This window comes from Aeromonas sp. DSM 116730 (assembly GCF_046581335.1).
Taxonomy (GTDB): Bacteria; Pseudomonadota; Gammaproteobacteria; order Enterobacterales; family Aeromonadaceae; genus Aeromonas; species Aeromonas rivipollensis.
Window position 1 is genome coordinate 1,954,953 of sequence record NZ_CP144265.1, and the last position, 19,636, is coordinate 1,974,588.

At 62.9% G+C, this 19,636-nt stretch carries 20 protein-coding genes, 1 tRNA gene and 1 other RNA gene; 5 read left to right on the plus strand and 17 right to left on the minus strand.

All coding sequences use genetic code 11. The features are described from left to right. Positions 1-5 precede the first annotated feature (5 nt). The 15 genes from nuoH to mepA form a co-directional block, all read right to left on the minus strand. Positions 6-974, minus strand: a complete 969-nt coding sequence (gene nuoH, locus Aeroheme_RS08925; protein ID WP_411167114.1) for an NADH-quinone oxidoreductase subunit NuoH — start codon at positions 972-974, stop codon at positions 6-8. After that, a complete protein-coding gene (nuoG, locus tag Aeroheme_RS08930) occupies positions 971-3,700 on the minus strand; it encodes an NADH-quinone oxidoreductase subunit NuoG (RefSeq protein WP_411167115.1) in 2,730 nt (909 codons plus the stop codon). Before nuoG ends, nuoH begins: the two co-directional genes overlap by 4 nt. Positions 3,701-3,758: 58 nt before the next feature. Next, positions 3,759-5,144 carry an NADH-quinone oxidoreductase subunit NuoF gene (gene nuoF / locus Aeroheme_RS08935; protein ID WP_411167116.1) on the minus strand — a complete coding sequence of 462 codons (1,386 nt, stop codon included), beginning with the start codon at positions 5,142-5,144 and terminating at the stop codon, positions 3,759-3,761. After that, positions 5,141-5,707 (minus strand): NADH-quinone oxidoreductase subunit NuoE, encoded by a 567-nt coding sequence (gene nuoE, locus Aeroheme_RS08940; protein WP_411167117.1) that lies wholly within the window; start codon positions 5,705-5,707, stop codon positions 5,141-5,143. The genes nuoF and nuoE overlap by 4 nt, the downstream gene beginning before the upstream one ends. Positions 5,708-5,772: 65 nt before the next feature. Next, positions 5,773-7,578 (minus strand): NADH-quinone oxidoreductase subunit C/D, encoded by a 1,806-nt coding sequence (gene nuoC / locus Aeroheme_RS08945; protein ID WP_049832185.1) that lies wholly within the window; start codon positions 7,576-7,578, stop codon positions 5,773-5,775. Between the two features lie 2 nt (positions 7,579-7,580). Then, positions 7,581-8,255, minus strand: coding sequence for a NuoB/complex I 20 kDa subunit family protein (locus Aeroheme_RS08950; protein ID WP_025327215.1), 675 nt, complete (start codon positions 8,253-8,255; stop codon positions 7,581-7,583). 29 nt (positions 8,256-8,284) lie between these two features. Then, entirely contained in the window at positions 8,285-8,689 is a 405-nt protein-coding gene (locus tag Aeroheme_RS08955) for an NADH-quinone oxidoreductase subunit A (protein ID WP_025327214.1), read from the minus strand. 258 nt (positions 8,690-8,947) lie between these two features. After that, complete coding sequence (locus Aeroheme_RS08960) at positions 8,948-9,826, minus strand: MotB family protein (protein ID WP_041204280.1); 879 nt, start codon at positions 9,824-9,826, stop codon at positions 8,948-8,950. Continuing rightward, positions 9,801-10,559 (minus strand): flagellar motor protein, encoded by a 759-nt coding sequence (locus Aeroheme_RS08965; RefSeq protein WP_025327212.1) that lies wholly within the window; start codon positions 10,557-10,559, stop codon positions 9,801-9,803. The genes Aeroheme_RS08960 and Aeroheme_RS08965 overlap by 26 nt, the downstream gene beginning before the upstream one ends. Positions 10,560-11,079: 520 nt before the next feature. Then, positions 11,080-11,208: non-coding RNA, RtT sRNA (locus Aeroheme_RS08970), on the minus strand. Positions 11,209-11,420: 212 nt separating this feature from the next. Beyond that, positions 11,421-11,508 (minus strand) — tRNA-Ser (locus Aeroheme_RS08975). A gap of 177 nt (positions 11,509-11,685) precedes the next feature. Continuing rightward, positions 11,686-12,303, minus strand: a complete 618-nt coding sequence (locus tag Aeroheme_RS08980; protein WP_106886594.1) for a TPM domain-containing protein — start codon at positions 12,301-12,303, stop codon at positions 11,686-11,688. A 20-nt stretch (positions 12,304-12,323) separates the two neighbouring features. After that, the gene (locus tag Aeroheme_RS08985) at positions 12,324-13,046 is read right to left on the minus strand and encodes a TPM domain-containing protein (RefSeq protein WP_411167118.1); all 723 of its coding nucleotides are present in this window, start codon (positions 13,044-13,046) and stop codon (positions 12,324-12,326) included. Then, positions 13,043-13,648: a LemA family protein gene (locus Aeroheme_RS08990; RefSeq protein ID WP_162519308.1), complete on the minus strand. Its 606-nt coding sequence runs from the start codon at positions 13,646-13,648 to the stop codon at positions 13,043-13,045. Before Aeroheme_RS08990 ends, Aeroheme_RS08985 begins: the two co-directional genes overlap by 4 nt. A gap of 42 nt (positions 13,649-13,690) precedes the next feature. After that, positions 13,691-14,434 carry a penicillin-insensitive murein endopeptidase gene (mepA, locus tag Aeroheme_RS08995; RefSeq protein ID WP_106886596.1) on the minus strand — a complete coding sequence of 248 codons (744 nt, stop codon included), beginning with the start codon at positions 14,432-14,434 and terminating at the stop codon, positions 13,691-13,693. 163 nt (positions 14,435-14,597) lie between these two features. On the opposite strand from mepA, the gene Aeroheme_RS09000 reads away from it, so the two are divergent. Both Aeroheme_RS09000 and Aeroheme_RS09005 read left to right on the plus strand, forming a co-directional pair. Further along, on the plus strand, positions 14,598-15,140 hold the full coding sequence (locus Aeroheme_RS09000) for a hypothetical protein (protein ID WP_411167119.1): 543 nt from the start codon (positions 14,598-14,600) through the stop codon (positions 15,138-15,140). 211 nt (positions 15,141-15,351) lie between these two features. Then, the gene (locus Aeroheme_RS09005; protein ID WP_081805676.1) at positions 15,352-15,630 is read left to right on the plus strand and encodes an RNA recognition motif domain-containing protein; all 279 of its coding nucleotides are present in this window, start codon (positions 15,352-15,354) and stop codon (positions 15,628-15,630) included. 76 nt (positions 15,631-15,706) lie between these two features. On the opposite strand, the gene Aeroheme_RS09010 is transcribed toward Aeroheme_RS09005, so the two are convergent. Next, on the minus strand, positions 15,707-16,606 hold the full coding sequence (locus Aeroheme_RS09010) for an aldo/keto reductase family oxidoreductase (RefSeq protein ID WP_411167120.1): 900 nt from the start codon (positions 16,604-16,606) through the stop codon (positions 15,707-15,709). A 178-nt stretch (positions 16,607-16,784) separates the two neighbouring features. On the opposite strand from Aeroheme_RS09010, the gene Aeroheme_RS09015 reads away from it, so the two are divergent. From Aeroheme_RS09015 to ltaE, 3 genes are all read left to right on the plus strand, one after another. Beyond that, entirely contained in the window at positions 16,785-17,192 is a 408-nt protein-coding gene (locus tag Aeroheme_RS09015) for an XRE family transcriptional regulator (RefSeq protein ID WP_171276292.1), read from the plus strand. Between the two features lie 74 nt (positions 17,193-17,266). After that, the gene (locus Aeroheme_RS09020; protein WP_168235248.1) at positions 17,267-17,974 is read left to right on the plus strand and encodes a short-chain dehydrogenase; all 708 of its coding nucleotides are present in this window, start codon (positions 17,267-17,269) and stop codon (positions 17,972-17,974) included. A gap of 86 nt (positions 17,975-18,060) precedes the next feature. Beyond that, on the plus strand, positions 18,061-19,077 hold the full coding sequence (gene ltaE / locus Aeroheme_RS09025) for a low-specificity L-threonine aldolase (protein WP_411167121.1): 1,017 nt from the start codon (positions 18,061-18,063) through the stop codon (positions 19,075-19,077). 66 nt (positions 19,078-19,143) lie between these two features. Here ltaE and Aeroheme_RS09030 read toward each other — a convergent pair whose 3' ends face one another. Continuing rightward, positions 19,144-19,575, minus strand: coding sequence for a PAS domain-containing protein (locus Aeroheme_RS09030; protein ID WP_042650276.1), 432 nt, complete (start codon positions 19,573-19,575; stop codon positions 19,144-19,146). Positions 19,576-19,636 lie beyond the last annotated feature (61 nt).

Below are 19,636 nucleotides of genomic sequence, written 5' to 3' on the forward strand. Positions count from 1 at the left end.
GTGCCTCACTGCACGTTCATAAGCACGACGGCGCCGGTTACCAGCATGTTGAGCAAGGTAAGCGGTAAGCAGACTTTCCAGCCAAAGGACATCACCTGGTCAAAGCGCGGGCGGGGCAGGGAGGCCCGCAGCAGGATGAAGAACACCATGAAACAGGCGGTCTTCAGGGCAAACCAGATGAAGGGCGGCAACCAGGGGCCGTGCCAGCCACCGAAGAAGAGGGTCACGATGAGGGAGGAGATCAGCACTATGCCGATGTACTCGCCCACGAAGAACAGACCCCACTTCATGCCCGCGTACTCGATGTGATAGCCGTCGGCGAGCTCCTGCTCGGCCTCCGGCTGGTCAAACGGGTGACGGTGGGTGACGGCAACCCCGGCAAACAGGAAGGTGATGAAACCCAGGAACTGGGGGACCACGTTCCACAATCCGGCTTGCGCCTCCACGATCTCCCGCAGGTTGAAGCTGCCGGTCTGGATGACGATCCCCATCAAGGAGAGGCCGAGGAACACCTCGTAGGAGAGGGTCTGGGCCGAGGCGCGCAGGCTGCCGAGCAGGGAGTACTTGTTGTTGCTCGACCAGCCGGCAAAGAGCACGGCGTAGACCGCCAGCCCCGCTATGGCCAGGATGTAGAGCAGCCCCACGTTGAGATCCGCCACGCCCCAGGTGGGGGTGATGGGCACCACCGCAAACGCCAGGATGAAGGCGGTAAAGGCGATGATGGGGGCCAGCACGAAGATCCGGCGATCCGCGAAGGGCGGGATCCAGTCCTCCTTGAAGAACATCTTGACCATGTCGGCCGCCAGTTGCAGCAGGCCGAAGGGACCCACCCGGTTGGGGCCGTACCTGTCTTGCCAGAGCGCCAGCAGACGGCGCTCGATGAAGCTCATGAAGGCGCCAGCCCCCACAATCCCCACCAGCACGATCAAGGCTTTGCCTACCTCCAGCAACAGATCGATCAGCTCATTGCTCATGCGATGGCCTCCTGCAAGTCAGTCACATAGGCCTGGTGCAGCGCGGTCGGCAGACCATGGGCGCCCAGGGGCAGGCCAAGCAGACCCGGTGCCAGCCGTTCGCTGATCCGCAGGATCAGCCGCCAGTGGTGACCACCCCAGGAGAAGGCCACTAGATTGCCGGCGTGAAGGGCCAAACGGGCGGCATCGACCGGGTTCAGCACCAGCTCGGGGTCCCCCATGCGGGCCTGGATGACGGGGCTGCGCGCGGAGAGCTCGTCGCCACCGAACAGCTGGTCATAGCTCACCACTTGCAGCGCCGCCTGGGCGGTGAAGGGGGCGGGAATGGTGTCGAACCAGCCGAGGGACTCGCTGCCCGGCTCCAGCAGGCGACGACCGGGATCGCCGGCCCGCAGGTTGCCACCCACCTCGTCCTGGAACTTGTTCCAGGCGGAGGGGGAGTTCCAGCCCGGTGCCCAGGCGAACGGCACCTGTTGCAGGGGTTGGCGGGCACCGGCGTAGCCTTCCATGGAGAAGTTGAAGGGGGAGTCGGGGTCTTGCGCCACCCGGGGCTCGCTCACGTTCTGATCCGCCAGCATGGAGGTGCGGCCGCTGTAGCGGTGCGGCTCGCGCGCGAGCTTCATGCCGCGGATACGCAGCCCGGCATTGGGGGCGGCTTCGCCCATGGTGGCCAGCAGCGGGGCAGAGGCGGCGCAGGCCGCACTCACCTCGTCGAAGCTGCTCCAGCGCGGGGACTTGCCGTCCAGCGTGCCTTGCAGCGCGGCCAGCCAGCGCCAGCCTTCGCGCACCTGGATGTCGGCGTCGTAGAAGGCGGGGGCATAGACCTGGAAGAAGCGCTGGGCACGGCCTTCCATGTTCACCACAGTGCCATCGGCCTCCGCAAAGCTGGCGGCAGGCAGCACCAGGTGGGCCTGCTGGGCGGTGCGGGTGTCCTGATGATCCACCACCAGCAGATGCTGCAGGCGCTTGATGGCGGCATCGACCCGGTTGCGGGGGGCACGGTGATAGAGATCGTTCTCCAGGGTGATCAGCGCAAGGGACTCGCTCCCTTCGATGCGCTCGAGGGCGGCTTCCAGGGGCGCGGCGTTGCCGGCCAGCATGGCCAGCCCCAGGCTGTTGGCCTCCTGGGCCACCAGTGCCAGTTCGACGGTCTGACCACGACCCTTGAGGGCGTGGGCTATGTTGCTGGCCGCCTCGATCAGCGCCTGGCTGCGGGCACCGGAGCCTGCGATGATGAGCGGCTTCTTGGCGTTGCCAAGCAGCTCGGCCCAGCGGGTCGCTTGAGCCAGCTGATCGGCGCCCAGATCCTGCGGGGCAGGGGCGGAACCGTCGAGCAGGTGGGCGATGGCAAAGCCGAGGCGGGCCTGATCGGCGTGAGGGGCATGCAGGGTATCGGCGGCCACGTCGTCGAGACGGGTCTGATCCAGGCTGGTGATGAGCAGCGGATAACGCTCATTCTGAGCGAGCGTCTGCACTGCGGCGACTTGCCACAGGTCCACCTTCAGCTTGCGGGCGATTTCACGTCCCTTGCCCTTGACTGCCTGACGCAGTGCCAGGCTGATCCGGGCGGCCGTCTGGGTGACATCTTCACCCAGCACCAGCACGGCGTCGGCCTCTTCCATGTCACGCAGGCTGGGGGTGCGTACCCCGCCCTGGTGCAGGACATGCAGCATCTTCTGCAGGCAGGCCCATTCGCTCTGCTCGACCCCTGCGTAGAAGTTGGCGGCGCCCACCAGCTCGCGCAGGGCGAAGTTGCTCTCGAGTGACGCCCGGGGCGAGCCGATGCCGATGATGCCGCTTGCGGTGCGCAGGGCATCGGCGGCGCGGTTGAGGGCGCCATCGACCGTGATGGCCAGCTTGTCATTGCCATCCTGAAGCAGGGGTTGGCGCGGGCGGTCGGCCTGGTTGACATAGCCGTAACCGAAGCGGCCACGATCACAGAGGAAGTAGTGGTTCAGGGCGCCGTGGAAGCGGTTCTCGATGCGGCGCAGCTCGCCATATCGCTCACCCGGGCTGATGTTGCAGCCGACCGAGCACTGCTGGCAGATGCTGGGGGCGAACTGCATGTCCCACTTGCGGTTGTAGCGCTCGGAATGGGTCTTGTCGGTGAAGACGCCGGTGGGGCAGACCTCCACCAGGTTGCCGGAGAACTCGCTCTCCAGGGTGCCATCCTCGACCCGGCCGAAGTAGACGTTGTCGTGGGCGCCGTAGACACCCAGATCCTCGCCGCCGGCGTAATCCTTGTAGTAGCGCACGCAGCGATAGCAGGCGATGCAGCGGTTCATCTCGTGGTTGATGAAGGGGCCGAGATCCTGATTCTGGTGGGTGCGCTTGGTGAAGCGGTAGCGGCGGCTGTTGTGGCCCGTCATCACCGTCATGTCTTGCAGGTGGCAGGCGCCACCCTCTTCACATACCGGGCAGTCGTGGGGGTGGTTGGTCATCTGCCACTCCACCACAGTCTTGCGAAACTCCTTCGCCTCTTCGTCCTCGATGGAGATATAGGTGCCATCGGTGGAGGGGGTCATGCAGGACATGACCAGGCGGCCGCGCTTGTCGTCGGCATTCTGATACTGTTTTACCGCACACTGGCGGCAGGCGCCGACGCTACCAAGCGCCGGGTGCCAGCAAAAATAGGGGACGTCCAGACCCAGCGACAGACAGGCTTGCAGAAGGTTATCTGCCCCGTCTACCTCGAACTCTTTACCGTCTACATGAATGGTTGCCATACAACTTCCCTGAAACCTGTTTTGTGAAATCGGCTATTGCCCGATGCGTTCTGGCGTATTACCAGCGCTCGCCCAGCAGATTGGGCTGGATACCCTTGAACAGCTTGTGATTGTCATGGGGGGCCTTGACCCCGGCCTCGAACTCGGACCGGAAGTACTTCATCGCACTGCCAAGGGGCTCGACGGCGCCAGGGGCATGGGCGCAGAAGGTCTTGCCCGGCCCCAGGAAGCTGACCAGCTGCTCCAGGGTGGCGAGATCCTCGGGTTGGCCTTCGCCTCGCTCCAGGGCCCGCAGGATCTTGACGCTCCAGGGCAGGCCGTCGCGGCAGGGGGTGCACCAGCCACAGGATTCGCGGGCGAAGAACTCCTCCATGTTGCGCAAGAGTCCGACCATGTTGATGCTGTCATCCACCGCCATGGCGAGCCCTGTGCCCATACGGGTGCCGACCTTGCCGATGCCTCCGGCATACATCTGGGCATCCAGGTGCTCGGGCAGCAGGAAGCCGGTACCGGCGCCGCCAGGTTGCCAGGCCTTGAGGCGATAGCCAGGTTTCATGCCGCCGGCATAGCCCTCGAACAGCTCACGCGCCGTGATACCAAAGGGCAGCTCCCACAGGCCCGGGTTGTTGACCTTGCCGGAGAAGCCCATCAGCTTGGTGCCGTGATCTTCCGAGCCTGGCAGCGCCAATCCCTGGTACCACTCGACGCCGTTGCCTATGATGGCGGGCACGTTGCACAGGGTTTCGACGTTGTTGACGCAGGTGGGCTTGCCCCAGACACCGCTGACGGCGGGGAAGGGGGGTTTGGCCCGCGGGTTGGCGCGGCGCCCTTCCAGGGAGTTGATGAGCGCCGTCTCTTCGCCGCAGATGTAACGCCCTGCGCCAGTGTGGACGAACAGCTCGAAGTCAAAGCCCGAGCCCAGGATGTTCTTGCCGAGCAGGCCGGCGGCCTTGGCCTCTTCCACCGCGCGGCGCAGGTTGATGGCGGCATCCACGTACTCGCCGCGCAGGAAGATGTAGCCACGGTAGGCCTTGAGGGCACGGGCACTGATGATCATCCCCTCGATCAGCAGATGGGGCAGTTGCTCCATCAGCAGCCGGTCTTTCCAGGTGTTCGGCTCCATCTCGTCGGCGTTGCAGAGCAGGTAACGGATGTTCATGCTCTCGTCTTTGGGCATCAGGCCCCACTTCACCCCGGTGGAGAAGCCGGCGCCGCCGCGCCCCTTGAGGCCGGCGTCCTTGACGGTGCCGACGATCTCGTCAGGGCTCATCTGACTCAGTGCTTTGCGGGCCGCATCGTAGCCCTGCTTGCTCTGGTATTCGTCCAGCCAGACCGGCTGGCCGTCATCGCGCAACCGCCAGGTGAGCGGATGGGTCTCGGGGGCACGGGCGATGCGGTTGGCGGTGCCGAGGGAGGCAAGCGTCTTGCCTGGCTGAATGCTCATGGGTAAGCCTCCAGGGTCTTGAGCAGGCTGACGGCATCGAGCCCGCCGTAGGTATCGTCGTCTATCATCAGCGCCGGCCCCTTGTCGCAGTTGCCGAGGCAGCAGACCGGCAGCAGGGTGAAGCGACCGTCAGGGGAGGTCTGGCCGGGGGCCAGATCCATGACTTCTTTCAGGCCGGCCAGCAGCTGCTCATGGCCGTTGATGTAGCAGACCATGCTGTCGCAGACACGGATGATGTGGCGGCCTACCGGCTGGCGGAAGATCTGGCTGTAGAAGGTGGCGACCCCTTCCACGTCGCTGGCAGGGATGCCGAGCACGGCGGCGATGGCGTGGATGGCGCCATCCGGCACCCAGCCGCGGGCCTGCTGCACTATCTTGAGTGCTTCTATGCTGGCGGCGCGGGGATCTTCGTAGTGGTGCGTCTCATGCGCTATGGCATCGCGCTCGGCCTGGCTCAGGACGAAGTCGTCCTTCTGGCTTGGGACGAAGCCGTCCCCCTTGCTCTGGCATGCGCTCTGTCCCGCGTTGGACGATGTATTCTTGCACTGACATTGCTGGCTCATGAACTTAACCTTTTGTCGTTTATTCTTCTTGTCCCGTTGCGCCCCTGTGAGGACGCGGCGGGGACTTAACGATCCACATCCGACATGACGAAATCGATACTGCCCAGGTAGACGATGAGATCCGACACCATCTGGCCGCGGATCACCGAGGGGATCTGCTGCAGGTGGGCAAAGCTCGGGGTCCGGATCCGGGTCCGGTAGCTCATGGTGGAGCCGTCGCTGGTCAGGTAGTAGCTGTTGATCCCCTTGGTCGCCTCTATCATCTGGAAGGACTCGGCGGCCGGCATCACAGGGCCCCAGGAGACTTGCAGGAAGTGGGTGATCAGGGTCTCGATGTCCTGCAGGGTGCGCTCTTTGGGCGGCGGCGTGGTGAGCGGGTGATCCGCCTTGAAGGGGCCCTCCGGCATGTTCTTCATGCACTGCTCTATGATGCGCATGCTCTGGCGGATCTCTTCGATGCGCACGGTAGCGCGATCGTAAGCATCCCCATTGCTGCCCACCGGCACCTCGAACTCGAACTGATCGTAGCCGGAATAAGGGCGCCATTTGCGCACGTCGAAGTTGAGGCCGGTGGCCCGCAGACCGCCGCCCGTGGTGCCCCAGGCGAGCGCCTGCGCCGTGTTGTAGGCGGCGACGCCTATGGTGCGACCGCGCAGTATGCTGTTGCGCATGGCGGCCTTCTCATACTCCATCAGGCGCTTGGGCAGCCAGCTCAGCAGGTTGTCCTGGATGAGACGGGCCCAGCCGATGGGCAGGTCGTGGGCCACACCGCCGATGCGGAACCAGGCCGGGTGCATGCGGGCGCCCGTGATGGCCTCGATGATGGTGTAGATCTTCTGCCGGTCGGTGAAGGTGAAGAAGACAGGGGTCATGGCCCCCACGTCCTGGATGTAGGTGCCAAGGAACAGTAGGTGGCTCTGGATGCGGAACAGCTCCGCCATCATCACCCGGATCATATCGACCCGGTTGGGAACCTTGATCCCCGCCAGCTTCTCGACTGCCAGCACATAGGGCAGGTTGTTCATCACCCCGCCTAAGTACTCGACCCTGTCTGTGTAGGGGATGTAGCTGTGCCAGGACTGGCGCTCGCCCATCTTCTCGGCACCGCGGTGGTGATAGCCGATGTCAGGCACGCAGTCGCGGATCTCTTCCCCGTCGAGCTGCAGCACCAGGCGGAAGGCGCCGTGGGCCGAGGGGTGGTTGGGACCGAGGTTCAGGAACATGTAGTCCTCGTTCTCGTTGCCCCGGGCCATGCCCCACTCTTCGGGCTTGAACAGCAGGTTGTCCTGCTCCTGATCCTGCTTGACCGCATCGAGCATGAAGGGATCAAACTCGGTGGCACGGGCCGGGTAGTCCTTGCGCAGCGGGTGTCCCTGCCAGCTCTTTGGCATCATGATGCGGGTGAGATGGGGGTGACCGTCGAAGGTGATGCCCATCAGATCCCAGACTTCCCGCTCGTACCAGTTGGCGTTGGGGAAGTGACGGCTGACGGTGGGCAGGTGCAGATCGCTCTCCATCAGTGGCACCTTCAGCATCACATCGGCGTTACGGTCGATGGAGATGAGGTGATAGAAGACGGTGAAGTCGCTGCCCGGCAGGCCGTGGCGATGGCTGCGCATCCGCTCGTCGGTGGCGCTGAGATCAAACAGCATCACGAAGGGGGAGGGAAGCTTTTGCAGGAAGCCCATCACGTCCAGCAGCAGATCGCGGGAGAGCCAGATCACCGGCACCCCGGTACGGGTGCTCTGCACCGTGAAGCGCTCGGCACCGAAGTGGGCGAACAGCTCGCCGACCACCTGGGCATCGGCGTGATCCGCCGTCTGCCCCTGGGCCATGGTGTAGTTGCTTGGGAATTCTCGAGTCAGTTTCATGGTCAGATCTCATCCGGCGTGCGCAGGTTGGTGACTTGGATGCGCTCTTCCCGCTTGCGATCCTTCTCGGCCTGCATCTGGGGACGGTAGATCCCCTGATCGCCCACCACCCAGGAGAGGGGGCGGCGCTCCTTGCCGATGGAGTCCTGCAGCAGCATCAGGGCCTGCAGGAAGGCTTCGGGACGGGGCGGGCAGCCCGGAATGTAGACGTCGACCGGCAGGAACTTGTCCACCCCCTGCACCACGGAATAGATGTCATACATGCCGCCCGAGTTGGCACAGGCGCCCATGGAGATGACCCACTTGGGTTCGAGCAGCTGTTCATAGAGGCGCTGGATGACAGGCGCCATCTTGATGAAGGGGGTACCGGCGATCACCATGAAATCCGCCTGACGGGGCGAGGCCCGGATGACCTCGGCGCCGAAGCGGGCCACATCATGGGGGGAGGTGAAGGCGGTACACATCTCCACATAGCAGCAGGAGATGCCGAAGTTGTAGGGCCAGAGGGAGTTCTTGCGGCCCCAGTTGACGGTGTCTTGCAGCACCTCTTCGAGGCGCCCGATCATGATGCCGCGGGTCGCCTGCTGCGCCAGCGGGTCATCGACGGTCTGGCGCTGTTCCTGGGGGTAGCGCTCAACGGGCGCATCCGGGTCAATCCGGGTCAGGGTGTACTTCATGGTGCAACCTCAAAGGGATAATCGGTAAATCAGTCTGGCTTCTTGTCAGTCAGGACGCGTTTCTTCGGGGCCCAGTCAAGGGCACCGATGCGCCACAGGTAGATGAGGCCTACCAGCAGCAGGGTGATGAAGATGGTGGCTTCGATAAAGCCGACCCAGCCGCTTTCCCGAACGGAGACGGACCAGGCGAAGAGATAGAGCGCTTCGACGTCGAAGATGACGAAGAACATGGCGACCAGATAGAACTTGGCGGAGAAACGCAGACGGGCATTGCCGACGGAATCTATGCCGGATTCGAAGGGCCTGTTTTTGGCACGGCCATAGGCTCGTCCCCCCAGCAAGGCCGCGACGCCTATCATGGTCAGGCAGATGCAGATGGCCCCAATGACATAGACAGCAAAGGCCCAATGCTGGACAGCAATATCAGCAAACATAGGAGTTTTCCCTAACCGAATTAATCATGTGACTTAACAAGGATGCTACGTATTATGCCAGTTCCATACTGATTTACATGTCATTTCAAAGGATTAATTATTAATCAACGGGAGGAAAATCGCGTTTTGCTAGCGGGGTCAATTTTCTCATTTGAGAATCATTTTCAATTGCTTTTACGCGGTGGGGAAAACAGCTGATTCGCTTGAAAAATTAACTAATCGACAAAACGAAAGACCCCGCATGGCGGGGTCTTTTCATCAGGGGGCGAGGAGGGGGAGGGCTTGCTCCGCCGCCTTGCCCTGGGAGAGCACTATCTCCACCCGGCGGTTGGCCTGGCGATGGGCCGGGGTGTCGTTGGCAAAGCGGGGCTGGGTGTCAGCCACGCCCTGGGCGATGACACGCCGTGAATCCAGCTTGGGGTTGGTGAGCAGGGTGTGGACTATGGTGGCCGCCCGCAGCACCGACAGCTCCCAGTTGTTGCGATAGAGCTCCACCGGCGCCTGGGAGTTGTCGGTGTGGCCGGTGACTACCACCATGCCCGGAATATCGGCCAGCACATCGGAGACCTTGTTGACCAGGGGGATGAACTGAGGCTGCAGGAAGGCCGAATCGGCGGGGAACAAGGTCTTCTCGCCGATGCGGATCACCAGCTGGCTGCCGAGCTGCTCTACCTCGATCTCCTGGGATTCAATCTGGCTCTTGAGCTGCTGCTGCAGTTTCTGCTTGGTGACAGTGGCCCAATCCTGCTCCTTGGTCTTGTGGGGCCATGACTCGGTGGCGCTGGGCTTCTCCGAGGCGCCTATGGTCTCGTTGAAGGGGTCGGCCGCGGCGGCCGGGCTCTGGGTGTCCAGCAGCTCCTCCTTCTGGGAGGTACCCGGGGTGGTCTTGGATTCCGGCTCCAGTATGCCGGTCCCCCCCTGCATCACGGGAGAGCCCGCGGGCAGAGAGATGAGACCTATCTTGCCAAGAGACTCGATAAAGCCCTGGATCAGCACCCGGGTCTCCGACTGCTTGGCCATGGCGAAGGAGTAGAGCACCACGAACAGGGCAAACAGCAGGGTCATGAAGTCGGCATAGGAGACCAGCCAGCGCTCATGGTTCTCCGGTGCCTCAGCCTTTTTCTTTTTCGCCACCATGGCCTCCGAGATAGGGTTCAAGGGTCACTTGCAGCCGTTGTTGTGACTCGCCGTCCACTATGCAGAGGATGCCGGTCAGGGTCATCTCCTTGTAGTGGCGGATCTGGTGGGCGAATCCCTTGTAGCGGTTGCCAAAGGGCAGGAAGATCAGGTTGGCGGCACCGACCCCGTAGATGGTGGCGATGAAGGCCACCGCGATGGCGCCACCGAGTTTGTCCGGCGCATCCAGCAGCCCCATGGCGTGAATGAGACCGAACACGGCCCCGACTATCCCCATGGTCGGGCAGTAGCCCCCCATGGCTTCGTAGAATTTGACGGTCTGCTCGAGATCTTCCTGCTCGAACTCGATCTCATTTTCCAGCACCTCGTGGATCTTGGTCTTCTCGTAGCCATCCACCATCATCTGCACCCCTTTTTTCAGGAAGGGATCCTTGATGTCATCGATCATCCCCTCCAGCGCCAGCATGCCGCTGCGCCGGGCGTTGCCTGCCAGGGTCTCCAGCAACTGGGCCTGCTCCAGCATGTCGAGGCGCAGGGGAGAGATGAGCCACTTGAAACGCTTGAAGGTCTTGCCGACCACGGAGAAGGGGAATTGGGTCAGGGCGGCACCCACTGTGCCCCCGATCACGATGAGAAAGGCGGGGAGATCGAGCAGGGCGCTGGGGTGCCCCCCCTCGATGATGTTGCCACCCAGGATGGCAGCCAGGGCCAGCAGCAAACCAATAAGACTCATTTGTCCATATCCCTATGCGTTGTGTGTGGCTAGTGTAGCCATTTAACTATCAGTTTTTCAAAACGAAATACAATCGGTGAGCAATATCCGGGAGCTAACCGGCACGGGGTTACCCTACTGTGTCGGCCCGAGTCGCGGGATCATGAGGGCTGGCAAGCACCAGCATGGCAGCAAGGGGCAACCGGGTATCCTGGCCCCTTGGTCAAGTGGAGAGGGATTGTGCCGACAGGTCGGTGATAAAAAGAGAGTGATGGGCGAGGAGTGGTGGAGATCGGTCTTCCTCCCTCGGTTCTGGGGGCGCAGGAGTTCAAACGCAAAAAACCGACCCTGAGGTCGGTTTTTTATAATTTGGCGGTGGGTCGGGATTGACTCGCGCCATCCCTGGCGCTCGCCCTGCGGGCAGCCTGCGGCTGTCCAAGGGGGCTGTCCTGCCCCCTTGTCGAACCAGGGTTAGAACCGAGCCGCCCATCACCGGATAAAGTAAAAAGGCCTGTCTTGCGACAGGCCCTTTTACTTTATTTGGCGGTGAGGGAGGGATGATTCGCCACTGCGTGGCTCACCCCTTCGGGGCGGCCGTTGGCCGTTCATCGCAGCAAGCTGCTCTGCTCGAACCCGGCGAGGGTTCTCACCCTCCCTCCATGGGCATCAGATTTTGCTGAGCCACCAGATGCAAAAAACCGACCCTGAGGTCGGTTTTTCAATTTGGCGGTGGGTCGGGATTGACTCGCGCCATCCCTGGCGCTCGCCCTGCGGGCAGCCTGCGGCTGTCCTGCCCCCTTGTCGAACCAGGGTTAGAACCGAGCCGCCCATCACCGGATAAAGTAAAAAGGCCTGTCTTGCGACAGGCCTTTTTACTTTATTTGGCGGTGAGGGAGGGATTCGAACCCTCGATACGTTGCCGTATACACACTTTCCAGGCGTGCTCCTTCAGCCACTCGGACACCTCACCAAATTTTTGACTGCTGTTTAACGTGTTCAATCGCCACGTGGTTCGCTGCGCTGTTGCGCTGGAACGGGGCGTAATTTAGGGGAAAGCTGACTCGGGGTCAAACACTTTTCCCCTTATTTTTCAGAATCTTTATCGAATGCCTATCCCTTGCACAGAATGCCGGTTTTTTAAACCGGCTCAGGGTTTGTCCAAAATGATCAGGCTGTCGGGCAACTCGTTTTGATCCCGGGTCGCCGGAAACGCATCGGTCAGGATGGCGCTGGTACGCTCCACGCACTCGAGGAAGCCCTGCTCCACCTCCTTGTTGCGCACTCGCACCACGAAGTCGTCGATGATCTGCTGCCACTGCGCGTTGTCTATGTGCTGGGCTATGCCGTCATCCACCAGGATCTCCACATAGTGCTCCGCCACCGAGACGAAGATCAGCACCCCGAGCCGGTCGCGGGTGCGGTGCAGCCCCTGCTCGACAAATTGCAGGCGGGCCATCAGTGCAGCCCTGTGCTGACGCACCTTTTTCGGGATCAGCCGCATCTTGATGGGGGTCCAGTGGAACAGCAGGCTCAGCAGCAACCAGACCGACCACTGCACCAGCAGGATCTCGTACCAGCCGAGCCAGAAGCCGAGCTGGAACACCAGCAAGGGGGTGAGCATGGCCAGCAGCGCCGCCCAGAGAGTGGGAATGTAGCGATACCCATCGCTGGCCGGAGCCAGCACCGTGACCAGTTCAGCATCAGTCTCTAGCTCCGCTTCGCGCACCTTGGCCTGAAGCGTGTGGAAGAACTGTTTAGAAATCATGATTTGTCTCTTTACTCCTGTTACCAGCCACCGGAGGCTCCGCCGCCGCCAAAGCTGCCGCCGCCACCGCTGAATCCGCCGCCACCGCGACCACCAAAGGAGCCGGCACCAAATCCACCGGCCATGTAGGCCGCCCGACGTCGCCCCCCCGGCCCACCGCCGCCACCACGCAGGTTGTGCAGCACTATCATCGCAATCACCACCAGAATAAACAGCCAGGGGCCGCCACCGCTGTCACTCTTCGGCTGCTCGGCCGGCTGATACTCTCCGGCGAGTGCCTTCATGATGCTCTGGCTGCCGGCCACCACGCCGGCCACCATGTCGCCGCGCTTGAAGGCTGGCAGGATCCGGGTCTGGATGATGTTGGCGGCGATGGCATCGGGCAGGGCGCCCTCCAGGCCATAGCCCACCTCTATGCGCACCTTGCGCTCATCCTGGGCGATCAGCAGCAGCACGCCGTTGTTCTTGCCCTTCTGGCCTATGCCCCAGTGGCGACCGAGCTGGTAGCCGTACTCCTCTATGGTCTCCCCATCGAGGTTGTCGACGGAGACCACCACCAGCTGGATGCCGCTGCGCTTCTCGAAGGCAGCCAGCTGCTGGGTCAGCTGGTGGGCCTGTTTGCGGGACATCAGGGCCGCCTCATCCACCACACGTCCGCTCAGGGCCGGAAAGGTGGGCGCGGCTTGCAGCGCCGCCGTCCAGAGCAGCAGCAAGGGGAGCAGCGCGCGCAACATCATGGTCATTGGAAGCTGACCTTGGGCGCCTCATCGGCACCGGGCTTGGCGCTGAAACTGGGTTTGGCCTCGAGATCCGAATAGAGCAGCTTGGACCAGATGACCCCCGGGAAGGTGCGGATCTCGGTGTTGAACTGGCGTACCGCCTCTATGTAGTCGCGCCTGGCCACAGCGATGCGATTCTCGGTGCCTTCCAGCTGGGCCTGCAGGGTCAGGAACTGCTGATCCGCTTTCAGATCCGGGTAGCGCTCGACCACCACCATCAGGCGGGAGAGGGCGCTGGAGAGCTGATCCTGGGCCGCTTCAAAGGCCTTGAGCTGGGAGGGGTCGCTCACCTGCACGCTGCCGACCCGGGCGCGGGCATCGGTGACCGCTTTCAGGGTCTCCTGCTCGTGGCTGGCGTAGCCCTTGACGGTGGCCACCAGGTTGGGAATGAGATCGGCGCGGCGCTGGTACTGGTTCTCGACCTGGCCCCAGCTTGCCTTGACCTGCTCATCCAGGGTGGGGATGTTGTTCATGCCGCACCCGGTCAATCCCAGCAGCAGGGTGAAAGTCAGCAGGCACTGGGTGGCCCTGTGCCGGAGTGAAGTGGCCATCTTGTTGTTCTCCATTGAAATTTCTGACGGATATCGGCTCACCATAGCAGCTTGTGGTCAACCCTCACAACGCCTCGGTAAGACGGGGGCACGGTAGCTCATGGAGACCTTGGGCAACTGGGGCTTGTCCTTGAGCCAGGAGGCCAGCTCGGCATCGCAACCGTTGCCGGGTGGGATGGGGGCCTGGGGCTGGCAATCCGGGCTGTTCGCCGGGCAGCGCAACCTGACGTGGAAGTGGCTGAAGTGGCCGACCCAGGGGCGCAGCTTGGCGACCCAGGGTTCATCGGCCGCCCGTTTGCACACCTCGGCCTTGATGACGGGGTTGACGAAGATGCGCGCCACCTCGGGCTTGCTGGCGGCGAGGCGCAGCAGATTGAGCTGCTGGGGGCCAAAGCGCCCCGGCAGCATTTTGTAGCTGGGCTCATCGATCAGCGCCCACTCCTTGGGGGCGTCCTGCTCCCATTTGCTGATGGGGCGGTTTGCCATCCGGAACCAGATGTCGGCGTCGAGGCCGGTCTGGTGGCTGCGATGGCCGGAGGTGAAGGGGCCGCCCCGCGCCATGGCGAGATCGGCGATATAGAGATCCGGCATGCCGGCCAGCCTGGTCTGGTTGGCCAGGCCCTGCAAGTAGTGAATGAGATCGGGGTGACCGTAATAGCGCAGCCGCTTGGTGCGGATCACCTGATAACCGGGTCCCGTCAGCGGCAGGGATACGCCGTTTTTCAGACAACCGGCCGCGTAGCCGCCGATGGCTTCTGCATAGAGGGCGCTGGTGGTGAACAGCAGGGCAGTGGCGAACATGGGACTCCTGAAGATGGCGGGCTCAGACAGCCCCAAGCATACCAAGAGTGGCGGCCAGTCGTCATCCGCGCCGCCGCGCCGGTTGCAACCCATGGGCGGGCTCGCGCACAATGCGGGCCAACACGGGACGGCAGGGCCGTTTCCATCATGTGAGGAGGATGAAATGAGAGTCAGTGAACTGGCATCGCGGGGGGGCGTGAACTGGCTGATGCCCCCGGCGCGGCGCTTCTACGGGGTCATGATCTGCCTGTTGCTGGCGAGCCTGGGCACTGTGGTGGCCGCGCTCTTGCTGGGGTATCCCGAGATGGGGCTGCTGCCCTGGGTCGGTCTGGTGTTTGGCGGCATAGTGCTGGTGATGATGGTGTTGCCGCGCAACTGGCAGCGCTGGCGGTTGGCGGAGCTCGCCTGGGACGACCATCACCTCTATCTGCTCAACGGCGGCGAAGACAGGGCCCTGGCCCTGCCGAGGGCGGCATTGGTGGGCATAGAGCAGGATCGCAAGGTGGGGCACGACGGTCAGTGGCTCGACTTCAGCCTGGATCTGGGGCTGGATGGGGAGGCCCTGGCCGACGCCACCGCCTTGCTGGGGCTGACCCGGGAAGGCACCCATGAGGTGGCCCCCGGAGTCTATCGCTTTGGTTTTAAACGGGCCTGGCACAGCCGCCGCGCCCTGAGCAGCTTGTTGGCCGTGCTGCAACCAGTCTGACTATTTTCTCGACAATTTATCGCAAAGCTCAGATACTCCCTCTGATTCGAATTGATCTTTCCTGCTCCGATAGTCCAAGAGATCAACGACTTGGGCCTCGAGGCAGGGAGTGCCACGGCATGATGCCATGGCTGGTCCGGCAGGGGGGTTGTGCCCTTACTCCAGGTCGGTGGATGCATAGAGAAGGCACCTTGAATCGAGAGTGGATGGCATGAAGATTTACGTAGGTAATCTGTCGTACCGGATGACGGCCGACGAACTGACAAATGTGTTCAGCCAATTTGGGCAGGTAGACAAGGTCGATATCATCATCGATCGCGATACCGGTCAGTCCAAGGGGTTTGGCTTCATTGAAATGCCTGTCAACGGGGATGCCGAGAAGGCCATCGCCGAGTTGCACGGCACCGAAATAGGTGGCCGGACCATCACAGTCAACCAGGCCAAACCGAAGACAGATGCACCTCGTGGTCGCCCCCAGCGCCATCGTTGAATCGTCTCGATAACGAAAAACGGCATGGAGCAATCCATGCCGTTTTTGTTTGCCTCGCGCTCAGTGGCCGGCGGGATCAGGGCACATCGTAACCCAGGGCGGCCTTGCGAATGCGGAACCACTGCTGGCGGTTGAGCTGGATGGACTCGGCCGCCACGGCGCCGGCGATCCGCTCCCGCTTGCCCGAGCCGATGAGCGGCAGCGGCTGGCTCGGCAGCATCATCACCCAGGCGTAGACCACCTGCTCTATGTGCTGAGCGCCCACTTCATGGCGGATCTGCTCGAGCTCGGCCCGCAGCGGGGCATAGGCGGGATCGTTGAACAGCCGTCCGCCACCGAGGCAGGACCAGGCCATGGGTTTGATGCCCAGTTGCTGGCACTGATCCAGGGCGCCATCCAGCGTTCCTTCCTGGTGCAGCGGCGAGATCTCCAGCTGGTTGGTGACCAGGGGGAAGGGCAGGCGGGATTGCAGCAGCGCGAACTGGTGGGGCGTGAAGTTGGAGACACCGGCGTGCTTGATCTTGCCCGCCTGCTTGAGGCTGATGAAGGCCTCGGCCACCTCGTCGGCATTCATCAAGGGATCCGGTCGGTGGATCAGCAGCAGATCCAGGTGATCGGTGCCGAGCTTTTGCAAGGAAGCCTCGGCGCTGGCGACGATGTGGCCCTTGCTGGTGTTGTAGTGATTGAGGGCGTGTTCCGGCTTGGCGGTGAGGGCGATGCCGCACTTGCTGACAAGCTCCATCCGGCTGCGCAGGGAGGGCTCCAGACGCAGGGCCTGGCCGAAGGCCTCCTCGCACTGGTAACCGCCGTAGATGTCGGCGTGATCTATGGTGGTGACCCCGAGATCCAGGTGGTATTTCATCAGATCCAGCAGGGCGGCCGGGGAGAGTTGCCACTCCATCAGGCGCCAGTAGCCCATGATGAGGCGGGAGAAGGTGGGGCCTTGATGGTGCAGGGCAAGACGGGATACGGACATGGTGACTCCTCTACGGATAAAGAGACGGACAAATAAAGGCAGAATCAATGCTGCCAGCATCTTGGTCTCTTCTGGCGGACAAGGCAATAATGCCCCCCTCGCGAATTCGAACTATGGTTCTGACCGACACAGGGGCCCGGGCGCAGAGACGGGCCAAAAAGACGATGGAGAAGTTGTGATGGAAGGATTTGCCGCCAGGCTGCAGAGCCTGATCGGGGAGGGCAGCGTCAGCGCCTTCGCCCGCAAGGTGGGGCTGAGTGAGGCCCTGATCCGCAAGTATCTGAAAGGGGCCGAGCCCGGTCTTGGCAAGGCGAACCAGATCGCCATGGGGGCCAACTGCTCCCTGGAGTGGCTCGCCACCGGCTGCGGTTACCTCTATCGCCAGGCCGAGGTGGTGGACAGGGACGCGCTGGCGGCGGCAGGGGCGCTGGTGCAGGAGAAGCTCCCCGGCCAGCCGCTGCCGGACGAGCAGCATCTGGTGACCCTGCTCGCTTATTACCAGTTCCTGCGCAGCCACAAGCAGGGGGACGGTTTTCTGGATCTGGCGCGGGCGCGGGAGTTCGGCCGCCATCTGGCAGAGGCCTGAGGCCGCCGGGGTCCCCGGCAGGGCGCCATTCTTCTGATACCCTCTAAGCAATGGACAAATCCAAGGACACGCAGATGAGTTATCTGATCCTGGGCAGTGGCGGATTGGGGGGGGCCCTGGCCCATGAACTCGCCAGCCGTGGCGAAGAGTGGTTGCTGGCGGGCAGGCAGTTGCCAAAAGGGCTGGATCCCGCCTGCTACTTCCCGTTGCAGGAAGTGGACCCGCTCTCCTTCGAGGCCCTGTTCACCCTCTATGACGCCACCACATTGCCGAGGGTGGTGATCAACACCATAGGTCTGCTGCACGATCTCAACCACATGCCGGAGCGGCGGGTGGAGGAGGTGAGCCCCCAGTGGCTTGGGGAGAGCCTGCAGGCCAATGCCTGGCCCCACCTGGCCCTGGGTGCCAGCCTGAGCCGGCTCATGACACCCGAGAGCCGGCTGTGGCTCTGCTCTCTCTCGGATCTGGCGGGCAGCCTGGGGACGGGCAACCTGGAGGCCGTCGGGCGCTACAGCTACCGGATGAGCAAGGCGGCCCTCAACATGGGGGCCAGGATCCTGGCCGCCGAGTGGGCCGAGCGCTTCCCCGGCGCCGGGGTCATCACGGTTCACCCCGGGCTCATGGATACCCCCATGCAGCAACCCTTCCGGCAGGGTCTTGACCCGGCCCTGTTGCAGGATCCCGCCCTGGTGGCACCGCAGTTGCTGGATCTCCTGGCCTCGCTGACCCTGGCGCACTCCGGCCGCTTCGTGGACTTGCGCGGCCAGCCGCTGCCCTGGTGAGCCGCCGGGCTCACATTCCCGCCCCCCATCCCTTGCCAGCATGATGCCGGCTGGTTAATGTCATGCTCCTGCATCAGGAGGATGACATGCGCTATATCGATTTACGAAGTGATACCGTGACCCAACCCACGGAAGCCATGCGCCAGAGCATGCTGCACGCCGAGGTGGGAGATGATGTCTACGGGGAAGATCCCAGCATCAATGCGCTCGAGCACAAAGGTGCCGAGCTGCTGGGCAAAGAGGCGGCCCTGTTCGTGCCATCCGGCACCATGTCCAACCTGCTGGCGATGATGAGCCACTGCCAGCGCGGGGAAGGGGCCGTGCTGGGCTCTGCCTCCCACATCTATCGCTACGAGGCGCAGGGCTCTGCCGTGCTGGGCTCGGTGGCCCTGCAGTCTGTCCCCATGCAGGCCGACGGTACCCTGGCCCTGAGCGACGTGCGGGCCGTCATAGCTCCCGATGACGCCCACTTCGTCCAGACCCGGCTGGTGTGCCTTGAAAATACCCATAATGGCAAGGTGCTGCCGCTGCATTACCTGCGCGAGATGCGCGACTTTGTGGATGAGCATGGCTTGCTGCTGCACCTGGACGGGGCCCGCCTCTTCAATGCGGTGGTGGCGAGCGGCGAGCCGGTCGCGGCGATAGCGGCCCCCTTCGACAGCATCTCCGTCTGCCTCTCCAAGGGATTGGGGGCGCCGGTCGGTTCACTGCTGGTGGGCTCCCATGGCTTCATCGCGCGGGCCAGACGGCTGCGCAAGATGCTGGGGGGCGGCATGCGTCAGGGGGGGATCCTGGCCCAGGCCGCCCTGTTCGCCCTGGATCAGCACGTCACCCGGCTGGCGGACGATCATCGCCGCGCCAGACGCCTGGCTGAGGGGTTGGCCCCCTTGCCCGGCATAGCGCTCAATATGGAAGAGGTGCAGACCAACATGGTGTTCCTGCGCTTGACTCAGGGGGATCCCGCCACCTTGCTCGGCTTCATGAAGGAGCGCGGCATCCTCTTCTCCGGCTATGGGGAGCTGAGGCTGGTGACCCATCTGCAGATCACCGATGACGACATCGACGAGGTGATAGATGCCTTCACCGAGTTTCTGAACGGCTGAGTCTGATCGGCATGACGCGAAGAAGGGCGCCTGATGGCGCCCTTCTTGTGTCTCTGTGCCGAAGAATCACCCCTGGCGCTGGCCCGTGATCAGCATGGCCTCGTCGGTGGCGTCGTAGATCATGATGGCCAGATGGGTGACCTCACCGCCAAAATCGGCCAGGGGCACCAGGGTCAGGTTCTGGTACATGTGGGGTGCCGAACCCGTGATGGGGCGATAGTTGGAGAAGCGCAGCAGATAGGGGCGCTGCTCCCAGGTGCTGAAGGCGCGGTTGTTGAGCTTGAACACCATGTTCGCCTTGCGTTCCAGCCAGGCGCGGTCCACGTCGGGGAAGAGATCGAACAGCACCTGATCGCGCACCTCGCCGGCCAGTCGGCCGCTGTGGCTCTCCATGAAGCCGTTCCATACCTGAACCCGGTAGCCCTTGTCGAGCACGACCAGCCCCACGTCCAGGTTCTGGACTATGTTCATCAGCCAATGAAATTCCCGGATTTCCATGGTCACTCCTGGTGCCTGAGTCTGTGTTGTTGATGCTGGCGACGGGATCCAATCGCTAGAG

What these genes read in the sequence shown, in the direction of transcription:
- ltaE (WP_411167121.1), top strand. Translation starts at nt 18,061, where the DNA reads ATGCGCTATATCGATTTACGAAGTGATACCGTGACCCAACCCACGGAA.
- Aeroheme_RS08955 (WP_025327214.1), bottom strand. Translation starts at nt 8,689, where the DNA reads ATGTTTGCTGATATTGCTGTCCAGCATTGGGCCTTTGCTGTCTATGTC.
- Aeroheme_RS08985 (WP_411167118.1), bottom strand. Translation starts at nt 13,046, where the DNA reads ATGACCATGATGTTGCGCGCGCTGCTCCCCTTGCTGCTGCTCTGGACG.
- Aeroheme_RS08980 (WP_106886594.1), bottom strand. Translation starts at nt 12,303, where the DNA reads ATGATTTCTAAACAGTTCTTCCACACGCTTCAGGCCAAGGTGCGCGAA.
- nuoF (WP_411167116.1), bottom strand. Translation starts at nt 5,144, where the DNA reads ATGAGCATTCAGCCAGGCAAGACGCTTGCCTCCCTCGGCACCGCCAAC.
- Aeroheme_RS08960 (WP_041204280.1), bottom strand. Translation starts at nt 9,826, where the DNA reads ATGGTGGCGAAAAAGAAAAAGGCTGAGGCACCGGAGAACCATGAGCGC.
- Aeroheme_RS09015 (WP_171276292.1), top strand. Translation starts at nt 16,785, where the DNA reads ATGGAAGGATTTGCCGCCAGGCTGCAGAGCCTGATCGGGGAGGGCAGC.
- Aeroheme_RS08990 (WP_162519308.1), bottom strand. Translation starts at nt 13,648, where the DNA reads ATGGAGAACAACAAGATGGCCACTTCACTCCGGCACAGGGCCACCCAG.
- Aeroheme_RS08950 (WP_025327215.1), bottom strand. Translation starts at nt 8,255, where the DNA reads ATGAAGTACACCCTGACCCGGATTGACCCGGATGCGCCCGTTGAGCGC.
- Aeroheme_RS09020 (WP_168235248.1), top strand. Translation starts at nt 17,267, where the DNA reads ATGAGTTATCTGATCCTGGGCAGTGGCGGATTGGGGGGGGCCCTGGCC.
- nuoH (WP_411167114.1), bottom strand. Translation starts at nt 974, where the DNA reads ATGAGCAATGAGCTGATCGATCTGTTGCTGGAGGTAGGCAAAGCCTTG.
- nuoG (WP_411167115.1), bottom strand. Translation starts at nt 3,700, where the DNA reads ATGGCAACCATTCATGTAGACGGTAAAGAGTTCGAGGTAGACGGGGCA.
- Aeroheme_RS09030 (WP_042650276.1), bottom strand. Translation starts at nt 19,575, where the DNA reads ATGGAAATCCGGGAATTTCATTGGCTGATGAACATAGTCCAGAACCTG.
- Aeroheme_RS09000 (WP_411167119.1), top strand. Translation starts at nt 14,598, where the DNA reads ATGAGAGTCAGTGAACTGGCATCGCGGGGGGGCGTGAACTGGCTGATG.
- nuoE (WP_411167117.1), bottom strand. Translation starts at nt 5,707, where the DNA reads ATGAGCCAGCAATGTCAGTGCAAGAATACATCGTCCAACGCGGGACAG.
- Aeroheme_RS08965 (WP_025327212.1), bottom strand. Translation starts at nt 10,559, where the DNA reads ATGAGTCTTATTGGTTTGCTGCTGGCCCTGGCTGCCATCCTGGGTGGC.
- Aeroheme_RS09005 (WP_081805676.1), top strand. Translation starts at nt 15,352, where the DNA reads ATGAAGATTTACGTAGGTAATCTGTCGTACCGGATGACGGCCGACGAA.
- Aeroheme_RS09010 (WP_411167120.1), bottom strand. Translation starts at nt 16,606, where the DNA reads ATGTCCGTATCCCGTCTTGCCCTGCACCATCAAGGCCCCACCTTCTCC.
- nuoC (WP_049832185.1), bottom strand. Translation starts at nt 7,578, where the DNA reads ATGAAACTGACTCGAGAATTCCCAAGCAACTACACCATGGCCCAGGGG.
- mepA (WP_106886596.1), bottom strand. Translation starts at nt 14,434, where the DNA reads ATGTTCGCCACTGCCCTGCTGTTCACCACCAGCGCCCTCTATGCAGAA.